The sequence below is a fragment of the Acidocella aluminiidurans genome (genome assembly GCF_055383125.1).
Genome location: NZ_AP031589.1, coordinates 453,502 through 476,472, shown reverse-complemented (window position 1 = coordinate 476,472; position 22,971 = coordinate 453,502). Strand labels below are relative to the sequence as shown.

General features: G+C 62.6%; 23 protein-coding genes and 1 tRNA gene. 17 read left to right on the top strand and 7 right to left on the bottom strand.

The window, feature by feature from the left end:
- Positions 1-125 precede the first annotated feature (125 nt).
- Together ACZ46S_RS02495 and ACZ46S_RS02490 are read right to left on the bottom strand one after the other, a co-directional pair.
- On the bottom strand, positions 126-314 hold the full coding sequence (locus ACZ46S_RS02495) for a Flp family type IVb pilin (RefSeq protein WP_464063240.1): 189 nt from the start codon (positions 312-314) through the stop codon (positions 126-128).
- A gap of 378 nt (positions 315-692) precedes the next feature.
- Positions 693-893 (bottom strand): Flp family type IVb pilin, encoded by a 201-nt coding sequence (locus tag ACZ46S_RS02490; RefSeq protein WP_464063239.1) that lies wholly within the window; start codon positions 891-893, stop codon positions 693-695.
- Between the two features lie 167 nt (positions 894-1,060).
- Here ACZ46S_RS02490 and ACZ46S_RS02485 point away from each other — a divergent pair.
- Positions 1,061-1,137, top strand: a tRNA-Arg gene (locus ACZ46S_RS02485).
- A 166-nt stretch (positions 1,138-1,303) separates the two neighbouring features.
- On the top strand, positions 1,304-1,561 hold the full coding sequence (locus ACZ46S_RS02480; RefSeq protein WP_464064315.1) for an Arm DNA-binding domain-containing protein: 258 nt from the start codon (positions 1,304-1,306) through the stop codon (positions 1,559-1,561).
- Between the two features lie 231 nt (positions 1,562-1,792).
- On the opposite strand, the gene ACZ46S_RS02475 is transcribed toward ACZ46S_RS02480, so the two are convergent.
- A protein-coding gene (locus ACZ46S_RS02475; RefSeq protein ID WP_464062101.1) for an IS5 family transposase occupies positions 1,793-2,550 on the bottom strand; the annotation gives its coding sequence in 2 pieces (ribosomal slippage) (positions 1,793-2,232 and positions 2,232-2,550; 759 coding nt in all).
- 11 nt (positions 2,551-2,561) lie between these two features.
- On the opposite strand from ACZ46S_RS02475, the gene ACZ46S_RS02470 reads away from it, so the two are divergent.
- The 3 genes from ACZ46S_RS02470 (at position 2,562) to ACZ46S_RS02460 (ending at position 5,828) form a co-directional block, all read left to right on the top strand.
- Positions 2,562-3,890 (top strand): ATP-binding protein, encoded by a 1,329-nt coding sequence (locus tag ACZ46S_RS02470; protein WP_464063238.1) that lies wholly within the window; start codon positions 2,562-2,564, stop codon positions 3,888-3,890.
- Positions 3,887-4,834: a tetratricopeptide repeat protein gene (locus tag ACZ46S_RS02465; protein ID WP_295740771.1), complete on the top strand. Its 948-nt coding sequence runs from the start codon at positions 3,887-3,889 to the stop codon at positions 4,832-4,834. The genes ACZ46S_RS02470 and ACZ46S_RS02465 overlap by 4 nt, the downstream gene beginning before the upstream one ends.
- A 481-nt stretch (positions 4,835-5,315) precedes the next feature.
- Positions 5,316-5,828: a hypothetical protein gene (locus ACZ46S_RS02460; RefSeq protein ID WP_464063237.1), complete on the top strand. Its 513-nt coding sequence runs from the start codon at positions 5,316-5,318 to the stop codon at positions 5,826-5,828.
- Between the two features lie 100 nt (positions 5,829-5,928).
- On the opposite strand, the gene ACZ46S_RS02455 is transcribed toward ACZ46S_RS02460, so the two are convergent.
- From ACZ46S_RS02455 to ACZ46S_RS02445, 3 genes are read right to left on the bottom strand one after another with little or no spacing between them, the layout of a single operon-like run.
- Positions 5,929-7,362 carry an efflux transporter outer membrane subunit gene (locus ACZ46S_RS02455; protein ID WP_464063236.1) on the bottom strand — a complete coding sequence of 478 codons (1,434 nt, stop codon included), beginning with the start codon at positions 7,360-7,362 and terminating at the stop codon, positions 5,929-5,931.
- A 1-nt stretch (position 7,363) separates the two neighbouring features.
- Positions 7,364-8,932, bottom strand: coding sequence for a DHA2 family efflux MFS transporter permease subunit (locus ACZ46S_RS02450; protein WP_464063235.1), 1,569 nt, complete (start codon positions 8,930-8,932; stop codon positions 7,364-7,366).
- Positions 8,932-9,981: an HlyD family secretion protein gene (locus ACZ46S_RS02445; protein WP_464063234.1), complete on the bottom strand. Its 1,050-nt coding sequence runs from the start codon at positions 9,979-9,981 to the stop codon at positions 8,932-8,934. The genes ACZ46S_RS02450 and ACZ46S_RS02445 overlap by 1 nt, the downstream gene beginning before the upstream one ends.
- Positions 9,982-10,124: 143 nt before the next feature.
- On the opposite strand from ACZ46S_RS02445, the gene ACZ46S_RS02440 reads away from it, so the two are divergent.
- Both ACZ46S_RS02440 and ACZ46S_RS02435 read left to right on the top strand, forming a co-directional pair.
- Positions 10,125-10,823, top strand: a complete 699-nt coding sequence (locus ACZ46S_RS02440) for a CerR family C-terminal domain-containing protein (protein ID WP_464063233.1) — start codon at positions 10,125-10,127, stop codon at positions 10,821-10,823.
- Between the two features lie 137 nt (positions 10,824-10,960).
- Entirely contained in the window at positions 10,961-11,356 is a 396-nt protein-coding gene (locus ACZ46S_RS02435; protein WP_464063232.1) for a PRC-barrel domain-containing protein, read from the top strand.
- A 236-nt stretch (positions 11,357-11,592) separates the two neighbouring features.
- Here the strand turns inward: ACZ46S_RS02435 and ACZ46S_RS02430 are convergent, their stop codons facing one another.
- Positions 11,593-12,333: an SDR family oxidoreductase gene (locus ACZ46S_RS02430; RefSeq protein WP_295740756.1), complete on the bottom strand. Its 741-nt coding sequence runs from the start codon at positions 12,331-12,333 to the stop codon at positions 11,593-11,595.
- A gap of 311 nt (positions 12,334-12,644) precedes the next feature.
- Between ACZ46S_RS02430 and ACZ46S_RS02425 the strand changes: the two genes are divergently transcribed.
- From ACZ46S_RS02425 to ACZ46S_RS02380, 10 genes are all read left to right on the top strand, one after another.
- Entirely contained in the window at positions 12,645-13,583 is a 939-nt protein-coding gene (locus ACZ46S_RS02425; RefSeq protein ID WP_464063231.1) for a 2-dehydro-3-deoxygalactonokinase, read from the top strand.
- Positions 13,584-13,586: 3 nt separating this feature from the next.
- Positions 13,587-14,252 carry a 2-dehydro-3-deoxy-6-phosphogalactonate aldolase gene (locus ACZ46S_RS02420; RefSeq protein ID WP_464063230.1) on the top strand — a complete coding sequence of 222 codons (666 nt, stop codon included), beginning with the start codon at positions 13,587-13,589 and terminating at the stop codon, positions 14,250-14,252.
- 120 nt (positions 14,253-14,372) lie between these two features.
- Positions 14,373-15,341, top strand: a complete 969-nt coding sequence (locus ACZ46S_RS02415; protein WP_295740750.1) for a LysR family transcriptional regulator — start codon at positions 14,373-14,375, stop codon at positions 15,339-15,341.
- Positions 15,342-15,479: 138 nt separating this feature from the next.
- Complete coding sequence (locus tag ACZ46S_RS02410) at positions 15,480-16,253, top strand: SDR family NAD(P)-dependent oxidoreductase (RefSeq protein WP_464063229.1); 774 nt, start codon at positions 15,480-15,482, stop codon at positions 16,251-16,253.
- A complete protein-coding gene (locus ACZ46S_RS02405; RefSeq protein WP_464063228.1) occupies positions 16,237-17,118 on the top strand; it encodes an SMP-30/gluconolactonase/LRE family protein in 882 nt (293 codons plus the stop codon). The genes ACZ46S_RS02410 and ACZ46S_RS02405 overlap by 17 nt, the downstream gene beginning before the upstream one ends.
- Positions 17,119-17,244: 126 nt before the next feature.
- Positions 17,245-18,327 carry a sugar ABC transporter substrate-binding protein gene (locus ACZ46S_RS02400; protein WP_295740744.1) on the top strand — a complete coding sequence of 361 codons (1,083 nt, stop codon included), beginning with the start codon at positions 17,245-17,247 and terminating at the stop codon, positions 18,325-18,327.
- Between the two features lie 42 nt (positions 18,328-18,369).
- Positions 18,370-19,335, top strand: coding sequence for an ABC transporter permease (locus tag ACZ46S_RS02395; protein ID WP_464063227.1), 966 nt, complete (start codon positions 18,370-18,372; stop codon positions 19,333-19,335).
- Between the two features lies 1 nt (position 19,336).
- Complete coding sequence (locus ACZ46S_RS02390) at positions 19,337-20,095, top strand: ATP-binding cassette domain-containing protein (protein ID WP_464063226.1); 759 nt, start codon at positions 19,337-19,339, stop codon at positions 20,093-20,095.
- Complete coding sequence (locus tag ACZ46S_RS02385; protein ID WP_464063225.1) at positions 20,092-21,012, top strand: dihydrodipicolinate synthase family protein; 921 nt, start codon at positions 20,092-20,094, stop codon at positions 21,010-21,012. The genes ACZ46S_RS02390 and ACZ46S_RS02385 overlap by 4 nt, the downstream gene beginning before the upstream one ends.
- 44 nt (positions 21,013-21,056) lie before the next feature.
- Entirely contained in the window at positions 21,057-22,850 is a 1,794-nt protein-coding gene (locus ACZ46S_RS02380; protein ID WP_464063224.1) for an IlvD/Edd family dehydratase, read from the top strand.
- Positions 22,851-22,971 lie beyond the last annotated feature (121 nt).

Here is a 22,971-nt window from a genome sequence, read left to right as displayed (position 1 = left end):
GACTCCGATTTTACCGTGCAAAATTGAAAAATTACAAGGGCTTTTAAGCTGTGTGTCACACCACAAAAAAACGGCCGACCGGGAACCCGATCGGCCGCAGCGCAGATGTGGGGGCTGAGCTTAGCTTAGAGCTCGGACGCCACGGAATTGAAGGTGTCGGAGATCTTCGTGCCCAGCTGGGACACGGCGGCGATGATCACGACCGCGATCAGCGCGGCAATCAGACCGTATTCAATGGCGGTGACAGCGCGTTTGTCGACATTGAGCTGGGCCAGCTTGGTCGTCATGGCAGCGCGAACATAGTTGATGAGCATGAACGAAAACCTTTCAAAAAGCTAATCCGAGACTAAAACCTGATAACACTGAAAGCGTCTCACGCGGAACTGCCACGCTATCAGCCCACCTTGTCATCAACCTGTCGAGGCTGTGCTTCAATACATAAAAATCAGCCGTTTCTGTCAAACGATGTTTGCGCACGAACTAAACAAAAATCCGTGAACGTGACTTTTTTGTCAAAAAAACCAAGCTAGACTGACCGTAACCCTAACGATTTGGCCATCATGTAGCACAACAACAAAATTTGTTTAATTTTTTATGACAGTCTGCTTTTATGAGACAAGCGACGTCTTCAATACGGCGTCTCCAACAGTGACAGCCCGCCTGCCGGTACGGATAGGTGATTTCTTCCCTCGTCAGAGCTCCGAGGCCACCTGATTGAACGGCACCGCGACTTCGGTGCCGATCCGCGTTAACCCCCCGACTATAGCCAAGATGATGATCAATGCGATCACGCCATATTCCACGGACGTAACAGCTCGGCGATCGCGCAGAAAAACCGCCAGCCTGAAGACCATATTTTGACCTAAGCCCCTCAACATCATCAGTTCATTCACCCTAGGGCTGGCACAAAAAAACATTAACGGCCGGCCCGCCAGACCATCTCGACGCTAGCGTAGTTACGGGTCATTTTGATAGCTATGTCACGTAAAATTGTAGTGAATCGTCGGGTTGGCCCGGATTTTGGCAGTTTCGCGGCGGCATGATATGAGGCGGGCGCCGCGCCCCCGTTGGCTAATTGGATAAGCTCCGATCCTTCTAAGTTCGTTTATGCAGGTTCGAGTCCTGCCGGGGGCGCCAGATTTTCAAAACCCCACATCACACTATCGGCGTGCGACCAGCACCCCGATGAAATCAAATATCTTGTTGCGCCATAACCGGTCAGTTGTTTCATAAATGTTCAGCCCGTTTGTCTCCATGAGTGATGTTGCCTGACGCTTAACATTACCCTTCAAAAGTTTCGAAACTGATACATCTAACGGATGCAAAATCACCCACCGCCCAAGCCGGGCCAAAGGCATATATACTGTATGATCGTGACGGGCTGTTTATGCGGGGCGGGAGCTCGGGCCACCGGATCTGGAGGCATCTGCTGCGCCTCGGCAAGCGCCAAAGCACGATAATACGCGGCGATTATCCTTACATGACCTTGCGCCAGGGGGAAATCCGATTCGCCGCCTGGAAGGAGAGGCGCCGCTCTGGATCATCCCCGGACACCGGATGAGAGGATTCGCCTGGCCAATCAGCCGGCACGAAACCCTCGCCGCCGCGGAACGAAACAGATCGGCAAGCCTTATGAACGACACACCTTCCTTTCCGAAACTCAGGACGCATAGCCGCCTGCAACAGCTGCATCACGGGGGGGGGCATCGCCGGCGCGCAACTGCGCAGCCTCCCGCAATCACCGCCTTGTTCAGAGGCTCCTTAGGCCAGCCACCCTAGGTTCTGTCTGCATTCATCGTAGCCAGATCATGGCGCAAGCGAGATGCACGAACCCCATGAAGGCTTTGATGGTTTTCTCGCATCGGAGTGCGATCCTTCGGAAGCGTTTGAGTTTGTTGAAGAAGCACTCGAGCTGATGGCGTTCCTTGTAGAGCCTCCAATCGATTGGCGGGATGATGGCGCGGCTGGGATTAGGCTTGATCTGGGCGGTTGCGCCGAGATCATTGGCAATGAAGGCGCGTAGCGGGTCGGCGTCGTAAGCGGCATCGGCGATGACGTGGCCGACGCCCTGCAAGCCCTTCAGGAGGGTTTGCGCCTGCGGGCAATCGCCATGATGTCCCGGCGTCGGATGGATGCGCAGCGGCAAGCCGAGCGCGTCGACGGCGGCGTGCAGCTTGGTTGTCAGCCCCCCGCGTGAACGGCCGATAGCGGCAATTTCAGCCCCCCTTTTGCCCCTGCCGCATCGGCATGGACTTTCGAGATGGTGCTATCAATCAGGACGTATTCAAAATCCGGCGTGTCGGCCAGAGCATGGAAAAGCGTCTTCCATACGCCAGCATGAGACCAGCGCCGGAAACGCGCATGCACCGCCGTCCATTTGCCAAATACCTCCGGCAAATCCCGCCACCGCGCCGCATTACCAGCCATCCAAAGGATCGCATCAACAAACAGCCGGTTGTCGACCCCGCTCCGCCCAGGCGTGCCAACACGCCCAGGAAGATGCCCCTCAATCCGGCTCCATTGCTCGTCCGTCAGTGTTCGTCTGCTCAAGGCTTCAAGCCTTGAATCAGAACTCTAAAACAAAGGGAATCCATGAATGCAGACAGGACCTAATGGACACCATTCCGCCTTCTCCCAAGGCCAGGATCGGGTTATCCTGCGCGCAAACAAGGTCGGATGGGCAGCTTAAATGGGAAATGTCGGCTGATCACAAGATGGAGCTGCGTTGGCATATGTCTGGTAGGTTGGATCACGAGTTTAACGCATTGCTGGCCTCCTGCACGGAGCATCCCGAATCAGGCATTTTGCTGCGGGCCTTGCTGTCCCTGGCGACCCAGACGGGAAAACTTTTCGAGGCCGCGGCTTTTATTTCGACACTTGATCCCGCCGCGATGACCGACGAAACACTGTGCCGGGAGATCAGGGCGTTTCTTCTGGAAGTCGGCGAACCTGACCAAGCGGCTCGTTGGACACAGCAGCCTGTGCTGGTGCAGCTAAACGAACATCGCCCAGTTTCGGTGCCGCCAGCCCTGCAGGCCGCGCCGATGACCTTCGCCGATGTAGGCGGGTTGGAGGAGGTGAAGCGCCAGATCCATCGCCGCATGATCGCACCGCGTGAGAAGCCAAAATTGTTCGAGCGCTTCGGCCGGCGTGCCGGAGGTGGCATTCTCCTGTACGGCCCGCCCGGCTGCGGCAAGACGCTGCTGGCTCGCGCCGCCGCCGGTGAGGCGCATACCAGTTTCATCGAGGTCGGCATTGCGGAGATATTGGACTGCTATAGCGGCCAGGCAGAAAAAAAGCTCGTCGCCGCATTCACCGAGGCACGGCAGCGCAAGCCCGCCATTCTGTTTTTTGATGAGATTGAGGCCCTGGCGGCGCGGCGCAAATCCGGCTCTGAAACCTCACTGGTCTCTACCTTTCTGAGCACGTTTGACGGGCTTGATAGCCGCAATGACGGCATTCTGGTGCTTGCCGCCACCAATGTGCCGTGGGCAGTGGACAGCGCCTTCCGGCGCCCAGGGCGGTTCGACCGTGTCATCTTCGTGCCGCCGCCGGACCAGGCGGCGCGGCTGGCCATATTGCGCCGGCTGCTGCTCAACCGCCCGATTGCGCCGGGGCTGGATATTGCGCGCTATGCCACGCTGACCAGCGGCTATTCGGGCGCCGATCTCACCAACCTCGTTGAAACCGCGATCGATCTTGCCATCGAGCAGGAGATGCAGGGGCGAGAGAGCACGCAGATTTCGCGTCTGCACATGGACGCGGCCCTGGAGGAAACCCGCCCGACGACATTGGAATGGCTCTCCACCGCGCGCAATTACGCGAAATACGCGCCTGAGCCCGGATTATATGGAGATCTGCTGGCATTTCTCGAGAAGCACCAGAAGTGACGGATACTCAGCTGCAAACCGCGCTCAAGCAGGGCGAGGCCGCTTGGCGGGCGGGCAATCTGGCAGGGGCTTTGCAGCATTATGAGAGGGCAATCCACCTCGCCCCGGGCGCGGCCGAAGCCTATCTGCACGCGGGCAATCTGCACTATGGCTTCGGCCGTTATAAGCAGGCACTGGCCTTGCTGGAGACCGGGCTGGGATTGCCCTGCGACGAGACCGAGCGCGCCTATGGCTTGCGTGTGCGGGCGCTCACGCTGCTGCAATTGCGGCGCAAGCGAGCGGCTCTGATCGCCGCGCAAGAGGCCATCGCCCTCGCGCCGGCGTCCGCGGAGACTCACATTGTTCTGAGCACCGTCCTGCGCGCACTTGGTCGCTTTAAACCCGCCGAGGCGGCGCTGGCGCAGGCGCAACGCCTGGCCCCGGATTCAGCATCGGTCTGGGCGGGTTATGCGCGGCTGCATAAGGTGCAGCGCCACTTTAAACAGGCGAAAGGCTTCGCCGACCGCGCCTTACGCTGCGCCCCCGAAGCCCCGGAACTGATGTTATTGAAGGGGCAGATAGCATTCCGGCTGAACGATATCGCGACAGCACGGGACATGGCGCTCTGGGCTTTATCCCGCAATGCGACGGATCTGGAGGCGCTGGGGCTTCTGGCAATGGTGAGGTCCTGGCAGAGTTGGTTCACCCGGCCATTCTGGTGGTTCAGCACATTACCCAATCGGCTGCCCAAAGGGGCGTTCATGTTCATCATGCTTGCGCTGGGTGGTGCGGCCGCGTTGGTGCAACTATTTCTGCCGGCTTGGCTGCTGCAGGATATGCCCGCTGAAAGCACGCTTAACCAGGCGGTGATGGAAGGAATCCTTGGATATGGGCTGCTCTGCGCCGCGCATGTAAGCTGGTTGATCTGGCGCGACCGCCGACAGGTGAAGTTGAAAAATTACTAGCCACAAACAACGGGCAGATTTTCCGAGGGGGAGAAAATCAAGGGCAATTTGCGAAAGCGCGGTAAAAGGCGCGCTTACCAAGCCACCGCGTCAGTGGCCGGAATCAAGTTGGAATGCATGGCCGACTGCGTCGACCCCCGCATCATGGCTCCTGATGCGCCTCGACCTAAGGGTAAACCTGCATATTGTCCGCATCCTGCATATCTCGAACAAATACACCGAACGCCTGGCCCTGTTCCCATGAACCGGGCCCCGCCGGAATCACACCGGCCGGTGCCGATGTCAGGCATTGCCCCGCGACCCGTTTGACAAGAACTTTTATCGTTATAATAATGAAGTAACATCGTTTTGAGGGGAGATCATCAAATCAACGGCATCTCCCTCAAGGGCGGGCGTCGCGCGGCGAGCGCATCTGCCCATTGCCGACGCGATGCCAGCCTGATTCCGATATCTATTAACCATTTTTCAAAAGAGCATGGGTATGTTGAAAATTCGTGGTGCCCTCCTGGCCATGGCGGCGCTGTCCGCAATGGCATTCGCGGCGAAAAACGCGGAAGCGAAAGTGTATTCTCTGCCGTCCAGCAACCCCGTCGCGACGATCGACCTGCCCGACAGCTGGAAGCCCGACACGTTCGATGGCGGCGTTGAAATGACCTCGCCCGATGGCGGCCTTTATTTTTCCGCTGAATCCGTCACCGGCAAGGAGTTGAGCAGCACCATTGCCGACACGCTGAAGACGCTGGAAGGCCAAGGGCTCCAAATTGACCCGAGCAGCAAGCAGGAGAATGATTTCGAAAATAATGGCGTGAAATTCCATGATTTCTCCTACAAGGCCACCGATAAGGACGGCCCGACCAATTTCGAACTGATCATAATCGACACCGACCAGCCCGGAACCTACGTCATGCTGACCTATTGGGGCTCCGACGCGGCGGACAAGGCCAATGACGATGCGATGACGAAGGTCATGCAGAGCATCCAGCTCACCAAGTAATCCCGCGACAGCGGCGCCAAATGCGGCGTTTCGCCCCGACCGTGATCGCGGTCGGGGTTTTCCTTCAATGCCCTGCGGCGTCTCTTGAGCCGGCCGCGGGTCAGCCCTGGCCCGGCGCCTGCCAACCCAGCCCCAGGCTCTTTTGCAACGCGATGTAATCCTCGGTGGTTCGCGCCTGGGCCTGGATGAAACTGTCCCGCGCGCTGTCCAGATCACGCTGCGCGCTCAGCATTTGCAGGTGCGAGATGGTGCCTTGCGCGGCACGCTGCAGGGCAAATCCCGCGCTGCGTTGCGCCAGCCCGTAAGCCTGTGCCAGCGCCTGCAAATTCTGCCGTTGCGCGCCGTAACGGGCCAGCGAATCCTCGGCATCCTGCAAGGCATTCAGCACCGTGCTCTGGTACTTCGCCACCGCCTCATCGCGCCCCGCCCGGGCCTGGGAGACGGCGGCTTCAGTGCGCCCGAAATCGAACGGCGTCCAGGAGATCATCGGCGCGGCGAGGACGGAAAAGGCATTGCCGTTAAAAAGCTGCGAGATGTTGGTTGAGGAAAACCCGATATCGCCGAGCAGCGTCACCTTCGGGAAATAATCCGCCAGATGCTGGCCGATGGCGGCATTCCGCGCGGCGATGTTGCGCTCCGCCGCGCGTATGTCCGGGCGCTGGCGCAACAGCAAGGCCGGGTTGCCCACCGCGACTTGCGCCGGCGGCATCGGCATTGTTGTCGGCGCGGCCAGCGCCGCATCCAAGGCCCCCGGGAGCTGGCCGGTGAGGATGGCGAGCTGGTCCAGCTGCACGGAGATCTCCGCCCGCAGCGGCGCCAGATTGGCCTGGTCCTGCTGCACCTGCTGGGCCAGCTGCACCAGATCATCCTGCGAAACCGTGCCGGCCGCGGCGCGTTGGCGCTCCAGCGCCAGCATTTGCTGGTGCAGCCCGAGGCTGGCCTCGGCCAAAGCCGCACGTTGCTGGTCGGCGCGCAGATCCACATAGGCGCGGGCGACATTGGCGGTCAGGCTCACCTGCGCATCCGCGAGATCGGCGATGCGCGCCTGAGCCTGTGCCGCCGCCCCTTCCGCGGTGCGCCGCTTCGCCCCGAACAGATCCAGCTCCCAGCTCGCATCGAAGCCGGTGCTGTAAAAATTCAAATCCTGAGTGCCACTACCTGAGGCACCGCCGACCAGGCCGTTGAGCAGACCATCGCCGCTATGGCTGTGCAGATAGACGCCGCTGGCCCCGGTGGTGGGCAAAAGCTGTGCCTGGTCCGCATGCAGCTGGGCGCGGGATTCGCGCAGGCGCGCGCGCGCCGCCGCCAAGTCGGGGCTGGCGGCCAGGGCCTGCGCCTCCAGCTGGTTCAGCTCGGCATCCTGCAGCGCCAGCCACCATTGCGCCAGAGGCGGGCTGGGGACAGCGCCGGCATCCGCCGCACGGACAAAATTTTGGCCCTGCGGCAGCATCTTTGGCGGGCCTTTATAATTCGGCCCCAGCATGCAGCCTGACAGCAGCAGGCAGGCCAGAGAGAGGCGGGCGGTTCCGCGCATCTCAATGCCCTCCCTGCGCGGGGCGCGCCCGGCGCGGCGGCGGGCGCAGCAAGGCCACCAGCGGAATAATGCCCAGCAGCAGGGCGCCGGAGAGATAGAAGCAATCGGAATAGGTCATCACCAGAGCCTGAATATGAATCTGCGCCGCCAACTGGCTCAGCGCCTGCATCCGTGCATAGGCGGCATCGGTGCCGTTCTGCATGAAGCTCGCCGCCATCCCCGCCACCCGACTCTGCACCAAGGGCGAATTCGCATCCAGGCTGGCGCGGATGGTGTCGGCGTGAAACTCCGTGCGCCGGTCGATGAATATGCCGAGAATGGCAATGCCGGAGGAGCCGCCGAGATTGCGCGCCATGCTGTAGAGCCCGGCCGCATCCGCCGCGAATTCGCGCCCCACCGCCCCCACCGAGGCCTGGTTCAGCGGCATCATCGCCATCAGCATGCCCGTACCTGTGAGCAACTGCGAGGCGACGAAAGCGCTGCCATTTTCCTGCGAGGTGAGGCCGATATTCAGCATGCAGGCGCCACCGAAACAGAGCAGCCCGATTGTCACCATGATCCGCAGATCCACCCGTCCCAGCAGCCGCGGCAAGATCGGCATCAGCAGAAACGCCGGAATGCCGGAGAGCACCAGCACCCGTCCCGACTGCTCGGCATTATAGCCGGCGATATTGGCGAGGAATTGCGGCAGCAGATAGGTGAGCCCGTACAGCCCGGAACCGACCGCGACCACCATGATGATGACGCTGGCATAAGAGCGGTTGAGCAGCAGACGCAATTTCACCACCGGGTCCGCCACGGTGAGCTGGGCGATCATCAGCGTCACGAAGCCGAGAATAGTGGTCGCGGTGAGCCAGCAGATCAGGTTGGAGTCGAACCAGCGGTCCCGCTGGCCCTCTTCCAGCACCACGGTGAGCGAGCTGAGGAAGAGTGTCAGCCCGAAAATGCCGGCCCAGTCGGCGCGCGCCAGCAATTCCGGCCGGGCGGGTTCATGTTTCAGCCCGAGCAGCAGCAGCGTGACGAGTGCCACCGTCACCGGCATGTTGAGGAAGAAGCACCAGCGCCAGCTTACCGTCTCGGTCAGCCAGCCGCCCAGCACCGGCCCGACCAGCGGGCCCATGATCACGATCAGCCCGAACAGGCTCATCCCCAAAGGCTGCTGGCTCTCCGGCAGGCGGGTGCGCACGATGGTCTGCGCGGTGGGGATCAGCGCCCCGCCGAAAAACCCCTGCCCTACCCGGCCCAGGATCAGCATGGTCAGGCCCGAGGAGAGACCGCACAAAGCCGAGAACAGGCTAAACAGCACCACGCTGCCCAGCAGCAGGCTGCGCAGCCCGAGCAGCCTTGTGAGCCAGGCGGTGAGCGGGATGATGACGATCTCGGAGACCAGATAGCCGGTGGACATCCAGGTGCCCTCGGTCCCGGTGGCGCCGATCTCACCCTGGATGGTCGGCAGCGCAGAGTTCACGATGGAGGTATCCAGCGTCGCCAACAGCGCCCCCAGCGCCCCGGCCAGCACCGCTAGCCAGTCGGTCATGCTCGCCTTGGTCTGTGAATGGTCGGGCGCCATCAGCCGGCGCCCTGGGCGGCGCCTTTGGCGTGGGTATCCACCGTTACCGTGACGGAGAGTCCCGGCACCAGCCGCGCCAGCGTCGCCGCATCAGCCTGCAGACGCAGCCGCACCGGCACGCGCTGGACAATCTTGGTGAAATTCCCGGTGGCATTCTCAGGCGGCAGCAGCGCGAATTGCGCCCCGGTGCCCGGCGAGAAACTCTGCACCACCGCATCCAGCTTGCGCCCATCCAGCGCATCCACCGCCACCGTCGCGTGTTGGCCGATGCGCATATGGGCGAGCTGGGTTTCCTGGAAATTCGCGGTCACATAGATATTCTGTACCGGCACCAGGGTGAGCAGCCTGGTGCCGGGCTGCACGAACTGGCCGACTTGCACGGTCTTGTCTCCCACCACGCCGGAAATGCCGGCGCGGATCTCGGTATGGTCGATATCGAGCTGAGCGCTGGCCAGGGCCGCCTGCGCCGCCTGCGCCTGCGCCCGCGCCTGGCCGATCTTCTCCCGCGCGGTTTCAAGCTGCGCCTGGGCGGCACGCACCCCGGCCGCATCCGCCCGCACCGCCGCATCCGCCTGGTCGCGCTGGCTGACCAGCCGCGCATAGGTCTGCGGCGCTTCCGCCCCGCTCTGCGCCAGGCTGTGATAACGCGCCACCTGCCCGGCGGCGTAATGCTGGTTCGCCTCATCCCCGGCCAGCTTGGCCTGGGCCTGGGCCAGATCCGCCTGAAGCTGGATCAGCTGCCCTTCGGCGATGCTCACATCCATTTGCCGCGCCTGGGCGGTGGCTTGCTGCTGGGCGAGGCTGGCCTGGTAATTCGCCGGGTCGATCTTCACCAGCAGTTGCCCCTGTTTCACCTGCTGATTGTCGTGCACCAGCACCTGGGCGACATAGCCGGAGACACGCGGCGCCATCGCCACCTGATCGGCGTTCAGATAGGCATCGTCCGTGCTGACATAGAAGCGCGCCACCAGCAGCCAATACAGCCCCCAGATGCACAGGATCAGCAGCAGCAGGAACAGCACCGCCCAGGTGAGCGGGCGCTTGAGCAAAGGCGTTTTCGCGGGCGCGGCGGGTGCGGCCGCCGCGGGCGCTGAAGATGAAGCTGACAAGGAACGACTTTCAATGTATGCCGGATGCTACAAATGTAACCTGGCGCAAATGTATGTCAACTGGCACAAATCTAACCCATCCCGTGGATGAGGCCCAGAAGCAGGATGGCCCCCGCCGCAGCCCGAAAGGCGGCGGCTATGCGCGCGGCGAGGAAAAGCGGCTGCGGATCATCGAAGCGGCTTTGCGCCGCTTCGGCGAGGACGGATATGAAGGCACCTCCACCCGGCAGATCGCCCAGGAAGCCGGGGTGAACCCGCCGGCTCTGCAATATTATTTTGACAGCAAGGAAGGGCTTTACGCCGCCTGCCTCGCCTATATCCGCGCGCATTTCGCCGCGGCCCTGGAGGATGTGTTCGCCCGGGCCAAAGCGCTGCAGCCAAGCGATCGCGACGCGGCGACCGAGATTTTCGGCGACACGCTGGCGGTGATGGCGGAATTTCTGTTCGAGACCTCGGAGGTGAAAGGCTGGCGCCTCTTCGCCGCGCGGATCAAGGCCAAGGACGGGTGCGGCCCGTATCAATCAGAGGATAAGCAGCGCTTCACAAGCCGGTTGTTCGGCCATCTCTTCGCCCTGGCGGGGATCGCCACCGGCCAGGCGCCGGAGGAGATCAACACCAGGCTGCGCGCCTTCGCGGCGATGGGCATGCTGATCGTCCTGCATCATAATCGCGACGATCTGTTCCCCTGGCTTGGCTGGCAGGAGCTGCGCGGCGCGGCGCTGGAGGATTTCAAAGCGATGCTGCGCCGGCAGGCCCGCGTTAGCCTGAGCGCGCTGATCTAGAGCCTCAAGCTTGGTTTAGACACTCACGAGGCGGCAAGCTGTCCGCCTTTGTAATTTATCCGCCCATAATCAGACGTCGCGCCTCACCCTACATCTCCTCCTCGGCACCCTGAACAAACCGCTTAATGGAGGACAAGATGAGCTATACGAATCAAAACCGACCGGTCACCGATGGCGCGCTTGAAACAATGTCGCTGATTGCGGCAAGCAAAGTGAATTTCACAAATGTCTACGGCGTCGATGGCGAGAAAATCGGCTCGATCTATGATGTGATGATCGACAAGATGTCCGGCCGTGTCGCCTATGCGGTTCTGTCCTTCGGCGGGTTTCTGGGCATTGGCGAGAAATATCACCCTCTGCCCTGGAATCAGCTGAAATATAGCGAGCAGCATGGCGGCTATATCATCAATCTCAGCCGCGATGTTCTTGAAGGCGCTCCCGCTTATGCGGAAGCTGATCTGCCTGACTGGTCCCAGCCAGGTTACCGCGGCCAGATCGATGATTATTACGGCCGTCACCGGCCTCTCGTCTGACAGATTCGAATTTCTGGCGACCCAATCTGGCATCATCCAGATGACGGATTGAAAATTTTCGCGAAGTTTCCGTTGACGAGGTGTGATGTCCGGGGAGATGGGAGATTTCAAAATCTCCCATCTTTTTTCGGGTTGTTTGGGAAAATATCGCGGCAGGACCAGCATCGGACGCAGATGGTCCGCGAGAGACCAGCAGGCGCGGCCCGACGCCGCCCGGCGGCGATCAGATGCCCAGGCTACATCGACCAGCCGCCATCGATGATCTGCGCCGTGCCGGTGGTGAAGCCGGCCTCGTCGCTGCCGAGATAGACAGCCAAGGCGGCGATCTCCTCGGCGGTGGCCAAACGCCCCATCGGCTGGCGCGCGATGAAATCGCGCCGGATCTGCTCGGCCTCACGCGCCTGCGCTTTGGCCTGGGCCGCGATCCGCTCATCCAGCGAGGGCGATTGCACCGTGCCCGGGCAGATCGCGTTACAGCGTATCCCCTGCCCGATATAATCCGCCGCGACAGATTTCGTCAGCCCGATCACCGCCGCCTTGGTGACGCTGTAGGCGCAGCGATTCGGCACCGCCTTCAGGCTGGACGCAACCGAGGCCATATTGATGATGGCCCCGCCGCCCGCCGCCAACATGCCTGGGAGCACCGCGCGGATGGTGTGAAACATCGAGGTGACATTGAGCGACCAGGAAAATGCCCAGGATTTTTCTTCGGTTTCCAGGATGCTGCCGGCATCGACATAGCCCGCGCAGTTGAACAGGATGTCGAAGGGGCCATGTTCGGCCACCAGCGCCTGGATCGCGGCGGCGTCCGTCACGTCCAATGTCGCGGTCCGCAGCCCGGAAAGTTGTTTGAGCGCGGCTTCGTTGATGTCGGTGGCGAGCACATCGGCGCCCTCCGCGGCAAAGGCGAGTGCCGTGGCACGCCCTATGCCCTGCCCCGCCGCCGTGATGAGAGCGGTCTTGCCTTTCAGCCTCATGGTTCATCCTCTTTTATGTTCATGGACGCTCGAAAGCGGTCATGATCGACCGCGCGCGAGATCGCGTCAAATATCGATAATGCCATGATCGATTATCAAATAAGCATCGCGGCCCGGCGGTTATGATATATTTTTTGGTATCAAAATGGCGAAAAATGCCATTTGACAATTATCGAACCTCCGCTCTACCACTCACCACAAGCCGTTCCGGGCCAACCGGCGCGCATATCGACCAGCATCGTGAAATCGCTGGCAAGGAGTGAAACCATGCCGTATCCGGCCCAGCGCCGCATTGTGTTGAGCGCCGCACGGTGACAGAAAAGAGTGACAGGCTCGTGCTGGCCGATTGGGGCACCAGCAATCTGCGCCTCTGGGTGCTGGATGCTGCGGGTCAGGTCTGCGCCCACGTCGCCAGCCCCGATGGCGCGGATGGCCTGAAGCCAACGGATTATGCGCCGCTGCTGCGGGCGCGGCTGCACGCCATGGGACTCGCCGAGAGTAAGGCGCTGCCGGTGATTGTCTGCGGCATGGCGGGCGCCTGGCGCGGCTGGCGCGAGGCCGGTTATGTAGCCGCCCCCGCCTTCCCCTCCGCCTGTCTGCATGCCGCCAGCGCCTTCACCGAGGCCGGGCTGCATGTGCGCATCCTGCCTGGCCTGGCCTGCGAGGATGCGGCCCGGCCGGATGTGATGCGCGGCGAGGAGACGCAGCTGCTCGGCTTCCTCGCCAGCGAACCGGCATTTTCCGGCCTGCTCTGCCTGCCGGGCACGCACAATAAATGGGTGCAACTGCAGGCGGGGCGGGTGATGCGGTTTCATACCGCGATGACCGGCGAATTATTCGCCCTGCTCGCCCGCCACTCGGTCCTGCGCCATGTCATCGGCGACGCGGCGGGGTTTGCGCCGGACCATCCGGCGTTCGCCGCCGGGGTGGAGGCGGCGCTGGCGGACCCGGCGCGCTGGCCGCTGGCCTTGTTTGCGATCCGCGCCGCCGGCTTGCTGGCCGGGGAAAAAGGCGCCGCGGCGGCGGCACGGCTCTCGGGCCTGTTGATCGGCGCGGAGCTGGCCGCGGCGCTGGATGGCGAAGCGGCGCAAGAGCTGGTGCTGCTGGCTTCCGGCAAGCTGGCGCCGCTTTATGCCCAGGCCATCGCCCGAACCAAGCGCGCCTGCCGCCAGCTGGACGCCGAACCGCTGACCCTGGCCGGGCTGGAACAGGCGGCACGCCACCTCTTTCCTGCATTTTTCCAAGGCTGACCCATGCAAGATTTTCAATTGCAAGACATTCACGCCGCCGCGCCCTTCCCCTCTCTCAAACGCGGGCTCGTGGCGATTTTACGCGGCCTGACACCTGAGGAGGCCGAACCGATCGGCACGGTCTTGGCCGAGGCCGGGTTCGAGGCGATCGAGGTGCCACTGAACTCGCCCCAGCCGCTGCGTTCAGTTGAGATCCTGGCGCGGGCATTCGGCGACCGCCTCCTGATCGGCGCCGGCACAGTCCTCTCCGCTCGCGCGGTGGAAGATGTCGCCAGCGCCGGCGGGCGGCTGATCGTGTCACCGAATGTCGAGGCCGAGGTGCTCGTGGAGGCCGCAAGGCGGGGGCTGGTGAGCATGCCCGGCGTGTTCACCCCCACGGAGGCGTTGGCGGCGCTGCGCTACGGGGCCTCCGCGTTGAAATTCTTCCCCGCCAATGTGCTGGGCGCGGCGGGGCTGGGCGCCATCCGCGCCATTCTGCCGCCCGGCACGCTCACCGGCGCCGTTGGCGGGGTGGCGGAGCCGGATTTTCCCGCCTTCTGGCAGGCCGGGGTGCGTGTATTCGGCCTCGGCACCAGCCTCTACCGGCCCGGCGACCATCCGGACGAGGTCGCCAAGCGCGCCCGGCGCGTTATCGCGGCCTACGACGCCCTGCCCGCCGGCCGGTCATAATCAGCATATACGGCACAACCCATGCGTGATAATGATCCGGCCATAATCAACCACGGCAAAGGGAGTTTGAAGCGCTCATGCGACGCATCTGGCGCCATCGGCCGGGCCTGGGCTGAGCGTATGCCGCACGGTCTCGCACCAGACTGGTTCCTGCGCTCGCGCCTGAAGCTGCGGCATCTGCAATTGCTGCTGGCGATCGACGAGCAGCGCAATCTGCACCGCGCCGCCGAACATATGAACATCGCCCAGCCCGCCGCCTCGAAATTGCTGGCGGAGGTCGAGGCGATTTTCGGCCAGCCTTTGTTCGAGCGGCATCCGCGCGGCCTGCTGCCGACGGTGCAGGGCGAGATCCTGATCCGCAATGGCGGCATGGCGCTGCGCACCCTGACCCAGGCGGCGATGGAGATGAACGCCTTCACCAAGGGCCAGACCGGCATGGTCTGCATCGGCACGGTGATGGCGCCGATGATCGAGCTGCTGGTCGATGCGATCGAGGAGGTGCGTGGCCATCATCCTGGGCTGCAAATCACCGTCGAGCACAATATCAGCGACGTGCTGGCGACAAAGCTGCTGGATGGCGAGATCGATTTCGCCCTGGCGCGCATCCCCGGCGACATGGACCCGAAGCAATTCGCCTACCAGGAATTATGGGGCGAGGAGCTGCATCTGCTCTGTCGGGAGACACACCCTCTGGCCGGCCGCAAGAATGTCAGCCTCGCCGAGCTGGCGGAATTTCCCTTTGTGCTGCAGCCGCGCGGGGCGCCGCTGCGCCAGAAGGTCGAACAGCTCTTCCTCGCCGCCGGCGTGGCGATGCCACGCTCCATCGTCAATTCCACCTCGGCGGTGATGTCGCTGATCATGGTCAACCAGTCCGATGCAATCACCTCGCTGGAATGGAATGTCGCGAAGCTGATGTCCGATATGAGCCGGCTGCGGATATTGGAATTTCCCGAGCGCGTGTTCCTGCAGCCTTATGGTGTGCTGCGCCTGGCGGAGCGGCCGCTCTCGCCAGGGGCGCGGGTGATGCATGATGCGATCCTGGGGCTGGCGGCCCGCCGTTACCCTGAGAAATTCCGCGCTACGGGCTGAACGATATTCAAAACATTATCGAACGCCCGCATTTTCGCATTTGACCGCTATTCTGCCCATGCCCTACCCAAAATCGCGCGTCGCGGCGAATCCCGGCGCCGCGCGGCGCCTGCCGCAAAGCCAGTCCAAGGAGAAAAAATGACAAAGATCCTAACCGCCTCCTACCCCAGCCTGAAGGACCGCGTGGTTTTCATCACCGGTGGCGGCACCGGCATCGGCGCCTCGCTGACCGCGGGCTTTGCCGCGCAGGGCGCCAAGGTGGCGTTCATCGACATCGCCGAAGAGCCCAGCCGCGCTTTGGCCGCGCGCCTTGGCACGGAGACCGGGCACACGCCACTCTTCATCCCTTGCGACATTCGCGACATCGCTTCCCTGCGCGCCAGCATCGCCCAGGCGCAGCAGGAGCTTGGCGATATCGACGTGCTGGTCAACAACGCCGCCAATGACCAGCGCCACAAAATCGAAGAGGTGACGCCGGAATTTTGGGATGAGCGGATGGCGGTGAATCTGCGCCCGCAATTCTTCGCCGCCCAGGCCGTGGCGCCGCGGATGCAGGCGCGCCAATCCGGCAGCATCATCAATTTCGGCTCCTCCTCCTGGAAAAAGGGCCAGGGCGGCATGCCGGCCTACACGGCGGCGAAGGCGGCGATCCATGGCCTCACCCGCGGCCTGGCGCGCGATCTCGGGCCCTCGCATGTGCGCGTCAACACCATCGTCCCGGGCTGGATCATCACCGAGCGCCAGCTGCAGCTCTGGCTGACGCCGGAGGCCGATGCCGAGCGCGCCCGCCAGCAATGCCTGCCGGAACGGGTGATGCCCGACCATGTCACCGCCATGGCGTTGTTCCTCGCCGCCGATGACAGCGCCGCCTGCACCGCCCAGGAATTCACGGTCGATGGCGGCTGGATCTGAGCCGCGCCTCTGCGGCGAAGCCGGCGCCTTGCTGGGTGAAGGCCCGGTCTGGCATCAGCGCGAGCAGGCGCTCTATTGGGTGGATATCAAAGGCCGGCGGCTGCATCGCCATCGCCCGTCGGACGGCACCTCCCAGCACTGGGAGATGCATGACCGGCTGGCCTGGCTGTTGCCGCGTAGGGACGGTGGTTTCGTCGCCGGTTTTCCGCACGAGATCGGCATTTTGCAGATCGAGCCGCAGCCGCATTTCACCCCGCGCCTCCGCGTGGAGGAGGAATGGCCGGGCAACAGGCTCAACGATGCGAAAACCGACCATGATGGCAGCCTGTGGTTCGGCAGCATGGATGATGGCGAGGCCAATGCCAGCGGCGGCTTCTACCATCTGCGTCCGGATTTTTCCGCCAGCTTGGTCGATCGCGGCTACACCATCGCCAACGGCCCGGCGATCGCGCCAGACGGCAGCTGCATCTATCACACGGATTCAGCCGCGCGCACGATCTATCGCTACGCCCGCCAAACGGATGGCACGCTGGCGCCGCGCCAGCCTTTCATCCGCTTCACCGAAGCGGATGGCTATCCGGATGGCATGACGCTGGACGCACAAGGCGGGCTGTGGGTGGCGCATTGGGGCGGCGCACGCGTCAGCCGCTTCACCCCGGATGGCCGGCTGGACCGCGCCATCGCCTTGCCGGTTTCCCAAGTTACCAGCTGCTGCTTCGGCGGTGAGCGGCTGGAGACGCTTTACGTGACCACCGCCGCGATTGGGCTGAACCCCGCGCAGCGCGCCCGCGAACCCATGGCGGGTGGCTTGTTCGCGCTGCAGCCGGGGCTTGCCGGCCTGCCTTGCCCGGATTTCGCCGGCTGATCGCCGGCGAAACCGATAATAAATAAGATATCAAATGCCCGCTATTAAGCATTTGACTGCTATCGCTCAACGCCTAAAATATTTTTCATTCCGTAAGCAACAATAACCTCCGAGGAACCAACCAAAATGGACGACACTGAAAAATCCAAAGGTTTGCTCAATCTGAAGCGGCGCATGATGGTGCAAGGCGGCCCTGCCTTGCTGGCCGCGGCGGCCGGCATGGCGGCGATGTCGAAGACCGCCCAGGCGGCGGAATCTGGTCCCCTGCCCAAGCATAAGCGCTGGAAGCTGGTGTTCGTGAATCACGTCACCACCAACCCGTTCTTCGTGCCGACGCAATATGGCATCCAGGATGCGTGCGCCTATTTCGGTTGCGATTACCAATGGACCGGCTCGGAGACCGCCGTGGTCGGCGAGATGGTGAATGCGATGAACGCCGCCATCGCCGGCAAGGCCGACGCCATCGCCGTCGCCATCGTCGACCCCAAGGCCTTCAACGGCCCGACCGACGCCGCCTTGCAGGCCGGCATTCCGGTATTTTCCTACAATGCCGACGCGCCGGCCAACAGCGACAATAAGCGTCTCGCTTATATCGGGCAGGATCTCTACAAATCCGGCTTTCAGATGGGCCAGAAGATTGTCGATCTCGTCGGCAGCGGCCATGTCGGGCTGTTCATCGCCACCCCCGGCCAGCTGAACATCCAGCCGCGGATCGACGGCGCGGCGGCGGCGATCAAGGCCTCCGGCAAGCCGATCACCTACGAGGAAATCGCCACCGGCGCCACCATCGATGAAGAACTGCCCAAGATCAAAGCCTATTATCTCGGGCATCAGGACGTGAAGGGCATGTTCGCGGTGGATGCGGGCTCGACCCAATCCATCGGCCAGGTGATGCAGGAATTCAATCTGGACAAGAAGGGCGTGCATGGCGGCGGGTTCGATCTCGTGCCCCGCACACTGGAAGCCATCCATGCCGGCGTGCTGGATTTCACCATCGACCAGCAGCCTTACCTGCAGGGCTTCTACACGGTGATGGAGATGGTCATGTATCTCGCCTCCGGCGGCCTGGTTGGCCCGGCGGATATCAATACCGGCCTGAAATTCGTCACCAAGGACAATGTCGGCCCCTACCTGAACACCTCCACCCGCTATGAAGGCAATAGCGCGAAACAACAGATCGTGCCGCGCTCCGGCCCGATTTCGGCGTAACCGCGCGCCAGCCAGCATTCTTGCATTTGGGATGAAACGAACGTGAATAAGACAAAAGCCACTCTGCCGACGCTATTATTGCGCAAACCCGAGGCGAGTATTCTGCTGGCTGGCATCGTGCTGGTCATCGTCTTCCAGATTTTGACGCCGAATTTCTTCACCGACGCAAATCTGCAGACGGTGAGCCAGTTTTTCGCACCCTGGACGCTGATCGCCTGCGGTGAGATCATGCTGCTCATCGCCGGCGAGGTCGATCTTTCGGTCGGCCAGGTCTTCGCCCTGGCCCCGTTCATCATGCATTTTGCCATACTCGCCGGACTGCCGGTGATCCTGGGCGTGATCGCGGCCCTCCTGGCCTCAGCGCTGCTCGGGCTGTTCATCGGGTTGATCACTGTGCGCTTTGGCGTACCCTCCTTCATCACCACGCTCGGCGCGATGCTGCTCTTCAACGGGCTGACCCTGACGATCAGCGGCGGCTTTCCGATCGACACCCCGGCCGGCGCCACGGGCTTCGTGCTCGGCGGCTGGGATTACAGCGAAATCCTCTGGGCGGTCGTGATTGCCTTGGGCATGCATATCATGCTGCGGCACACGCGCTGGGGGCTGCATACCGTGGCCGTCGGCGGCAACCCCACCGGAGCGGCGGAGGCTGGCATCCATATCCGGCGGATCAAGATCGGCAATTTTATGCTCTGCAGCCTGCTCGGCGGGTTCGCTGGAATTCTCAACGCGTTTCATGTCACCTCCATCGACCCGAATGCCGGCGGCGCGAATGTGATGTTCCTCGCCATCGCCTCGGCGGTGATCGGCGGCACCTCGCTGATGGGCGGCTCGGGCACTATTCTGGGCGGGCTGATCGGCGCCGCGGTGCTGGGCATTCTGCAGGATGGCTTCACTTTGTTGGGCATCAACGCCTTCACCTTCGACATCATCACCGGTGCTGCCATTCTCATCACCATGATCTCCAACGTGCAATTCGCGGCCTGGCGCCGCCGGAGCCGGACCTGACATGAGCGACACAACCTACGCGCTGGAAGCGCGCAACATCACCAAACGCTTCGGCCGGGTACAGGCCCTGCACGGCATTTCCCTGAACCTGAAACCAGGCGAAATGCTGGGCATACTGGGTGATAACGGGGCTGGCAAATCGACGCTGATGAAAATCCTCTCGGGGTTTCATGCGCCCAGCAGCGGCGAGTTGCTGGTCAAGGGGCAACAGGTGGCGTTTGAATCGGTTGATCATGCGCGCAGCCACGGCATCGAATGCGTTTATCAGGACCTCGCCCTGGTCAACACGCTCTCCGTCTATCACAACATGTTTTTGAACCGCGAGCTGCGCAAGCCGGGCACGCCGTTTCTCGATCACAAGGCGATGCGCGAGCGCGCCGCGGCGGCACTCGCCGATATCGGGGTGAATGTGCCCTCCGTCGATGAGGAAGTTGGCATGCTCTCCGGTGGCCAGCGCCAGGCCATCGCCATTGCCCGGGCGGTCTCCTCCAATGCCCGCGTGCTGCTGCTGGACGAGCCGCTGGCCGCCATGGGCGCGCGCGAGGCGGGGATGATCATCGCGCTGATCGAACGGTTGAAGGCCCGCGGCGATGTCTCGCTGATCATGATCGCGCATAATTACGCGCAGACGCTGGATGTCGCCGACAAGGTGATGATGGTTCAGCGCGGCACCTGCACCTTCGAAGGCCGCTCCGCCGAAACCTCGGTCATGGAATTGCTGGACATCGTCAAGCGGGAATACCGGGCGGCGGCGCAATGAGCGCCCCGGTCTATCGGGGCGTCTTTCCCGTCGCCCCGACCATCTTCGATGCGCAAGGCGGGCTGGATCTGGCGGGGCAAAGACGCGCGCTAGACTTCATGATCGATGCCGGCTCAAACGGCATCTGTATTCTGGCGAATTTCTCCGAACAATTCGCGCTCAGCGATGAAGAGCGTGAGATTTTGATGCTGGACTGCCTCGCGCATGTCGCGGGGCGTGTTCCGGTCATCGTCACCACCAGCCATTTCAGCAGCGCCGTCTGCGCCGCCCGCTCGCGCCGCGCCGAAGCGGCGGGGGCGGCGATGGTGATGGTGATGCCGCCTTACCATGGCGCCACCATTCGCGTCGGCGAGGCGGAGATTTATGAATTTTACCAGCGCGTCGCCGGGGCGATCACGATTCCGGTAATGGTGCAAGATGCGCCGGTCGCCGGCACGCCGCTCAGCGTGGCGCTGCTGGCCCGCATGGCCAAAGAGATCGGCAATCTCGCCTACTTCAAAATCGAGGTGCCGCGCGCCGCGTCGAAATTGCGCGCCTTGATCGAGGAAGGCGGGGACGCCGTGCTGGGGCCGTGGGATGGCGAGGAGGCGATCACGCTGATGGCGGATCTCGCCGCCGGCGCCACCGGCGCCATGACCGGCGGCGGCTTTCCGGATGGCATCCGCCAGATCATCGATCCCTGGTTTGCCGGCGAGCCGGAAAAAGCCACGCAGGCCTATATGCGCTGGCTGCCCCTGATCAACTGGGAAAACCGCCAATGTGGCTTTGCCACGGCGAAAATCCTGATGCGCGCGGGCGGCGTGATCGCGCATGATGGGCTGCGCCACCCGATCGCGCCGGTTCACCCCGCCGAACGCGAAGGGCTGCTCGCCCTCGCCCGCCCGCTCGATCCGCTTGTGCTGCGTTGGGGGACATGAGCCGCCGCCAGCCTCCATCCGCCTCTTTTTGAAAAGAGTTGCCCATGACCACGACACCTCCCAAGCTACGTTCCCGCGCCTGGTTCGACGATCCCGCCAACCCGGACATGACGGCGCTGCACATCGAACGTTACATGAATTTCGGCATCAGCCAGAAGGAGCTTCAGGATGGGCGGCCGATCATCGGCATCGCCCAGACCGGTTCCGATCTCTCCCCTTGCAACCGGCATCACATTGAACTCGCCACCCGGGTGAAGGAAGGGATTCGCGAAGCCGGCGGCATTCCGCTGGAATTTCCCGTGCACCCGATTCAGGAAACCGGCAAGCGCCCGGCACCGGGGCTGGACCGCAATCTCGCTTATCTTGGGCTGGTGGAGCTGCTCTACGGCTATCCGCTGGACGGGGTGGTGCTCACCATCGGCTGCGACAAGACCACCCCGGCCTGCCTGATGGCGGCGGCGACCGTGAACATTCCCGCAATCGCCCTCTCCGTAGGCCCGATGCTGAATGGCTGGTTTCGCGGCGAGCGGACAGGATCTGGAACCATCGTCTGGAAAGCGCGGGAATTGCTGGCCAAGGGCGAGATCGACGAGGCGGGCTTCATCAAGCTGGTCGCCTCCTCCGCCCCCTCCACCGGCTATTGCAACACGATGGGCACCGCCACGACGATGAACTCCCTGGCGGAAGCTTTGGGCATGCAGTTGCCCGGCTCCGCCGCCATTCCCGCGCCCTACCGGGACCGGCAGGAGATGGCCTACCTGACCGGGCTGCGGATCGTCGAGATGGTGCATGAGGATCTGAAACCCTCTGATATTCTCAAGCGCGAAGCCTTCATCAACGCGATCCGCGTCAATTCCGCCATCGGCGGCTCGACCAACGCGCCCATCCATCTGAACGCGCTGGCACGCCATATCGGCGTTGAGCTCAGCATCGATGATTGGCAGACCTACGGCGAGGAGATCCCGCTTCTCGTCAATCTGCAGCCGGCGGGTGAATATCTCGGCGAGGATTATTATCACGCCGGCGGGGTGCCGGCGGTGGTCAACCAGCTGATGCGCCATGGCTTGATCCATGAGGAGGCGCTGACGGTGAATGGCCGGACCCTTGGCGAGAATTGCCGGGGGGCGGAGATCATGGCCGAGGCGGTGATCCGGCCTTTTGAAAACCCGTTGAAACAACGGGCGGGATTCCGGGTTCTGCGCGGCAATCTCTTCACCTCCGCGATCATGAAAACCAGTGTGATTTCCGAGGAGTTCCGCGCCCGCTACCTCTCCAACCCGAATGATGAAGAGGCCTTCGAGGGCCGCGCCATCGTGTTCGACGGACCGGAGGAATATCATGCGCGCATCGACGATCCGGCGCTGAATATCGATGCCAATTGCATCCTGTTCATGCGCGGCGCCGGGCCGATCGGCTATCCCGGCACCGCCGAGGTGGTGAACATGCGCGCGCCCGATTACCTGATCAAGGCCGGCATCACCTCGCTGCCTTGTGTCGGCGATGGCCGGCAATCGGGCACCTCCGGCTCACCCTCCATCCTCAACGCTTCTCCCGAGGCGGCGGTCGGCGGCGGTCTGGCGCTGTTGAAAACCGGAGACCAGGTCAGGATCGATCTCAAGAATGGCCGGGCCGACATGCTGGTGCCGGAGGCGGAACTGGCGGCGCGCCGTGTGGCGCTGGAAGCGGCGGGGGGCTATCAATATCCCGCGCACCAGACGCCCTGGCAGGAAATGCAACGCGCCGTCGTCGGCCAGATGGATACCGGCGCGGTGCTGGAACCCGCCATCGCCTACCAGCGAATCGCCCAGACCAAGGGCATCCCCCGCGATAGCCATTAGAGCAATATGTGTTTAGGTTGACGCGCCAGCGTCAAAATAAACACATGAAATTGCTCGCCAAAACGAAAGCTAGAGCAATATGTGTTTAGGTTGACGCGCCAGCGTCAAAATAAACACATGA